1 protein-coding gene is annotated in these 1,150 nt (G+C 67.2%); it reads left to right on the forward strand.

From position 1 onward, the window contains the following. Positions 1–141 precede the first annotated feature (141 nt). Positions 142–1,097, forward strand: a protein-coding gene (locus IO29_RS38255; RefSeq protein ID WP_420705412.1) for an IS5 family transposase whose coding sequence is annotated in 2 segments (ribosomal slippage) — positions 142–585 and positions 588–1,097 — 954 coding nt in all. Because the reading frame shifts where the segments join, the coding sequence is not laid out codon by codon here. Positions 1,098–1,150 lie beyond the last annotated feature (53 nt).

A 1,150-nucleotide genomic window follows, 5' to 3' on the forward strand; every position in this document is an offset into this window, starting at 1 on the left:
GGACCGGTACCTGCACCACCTGCGGACGACCCCTGCCCCGCCCTCGGAGAAGCCGCAGACAGCCCAGAACCTGACGAAGCACTACTAGGAGCTGTCCGGCCGATCATGTGACTGTTCCGCGTCCGGGTCGTTGATGTGGACATGGGGCGGGGTGATCTGACGGATGCCGAGTGGGAACGGTTGCGGCCGTTCCTGCCGGTCAGTAACAGGCGTTGTGGCAGGTGGCGGGACCGTCGGCAGGTGATCGACGGAATTTTGCACCGGGTGCGGACCGGAGTGCACTGGCGTGACCTGCCCGAACGGTTCGGACCGTGGAAGACCGTCTATGAACGCCATCGGCTGTGGTCGGCCGACGGGACGTGGGAGCGTCTGCTCCAGCAAGTCCAGGCCGCGGCCGACGCGGCAAGTGAGATCGACTGGGACATCTCGGTCGACTCCACCGTCGTGCGCGCTCACCAGCACGCGGCCGGTGCTCGGACCGAGCCGCCGCCGGCACCCGCGCCAAAGGGGGCCGAAGTGGTGGAACACCAGGGCGAAACGCCGTGGCAGAGCCTGGGCGCCCGCCTGGTGGAGGTGGTGCTGGAGGTGAGGGCCTGGGGCGCTCGCGGGGCGGGTTCACCAGCAAGATCCACCTGAGTGCGGACGGCCACTGCCGCCCGTTGTCCCTGGTAGTCACCGGTGGACAGCGGGCGGACTGTACTCAGTTCAAGCCAGTGCTGGAGAAGATCCGCATCCCCGGGGCCGGTCCGGGCAGGCCGCGCAAGAAGCCCGACAGCCTGGCGGCCGACAAGGCCTACAGCAACGGGCCCTGCCGCGAGTACCTGCGACGACGGGGCATTCGCCACGCGATCCCGGAGAAGACCGACAGCCGGGCGGCCCGCCTGCGAAAAGGCTCACACGGCGGACGGCCACCCGGCTTCGACGAGGACCGCTACAAAAAGCGCAACACCGTCGAACGGGCGATCAACCGGCTGAAGCAGTCCCGGGCAGTCGCCACCCGATACGACAAACGCGGATATGTCTTCCTCGGCACTGCGACAGCAGCAGCCCTAAGAGCTCGTAACACGATCTTGGTGAAACGTGCTGGTTGGCCGTGACCGGTGTGAAGATTCGGCCGTTCGTGATGGTGTGAGTACTCGGCCGTGGATCG

Origin of the sequence: Streptomyces sp. NRRL F-6676, from assembly GCF_000725625.1 — a bacterium.
Classification (GTDB): domain Bacteria; phylum Actinomycetota; class Actinomycetes; order Streptomycetales; family Streptomycetaceae; genus Streptomyces.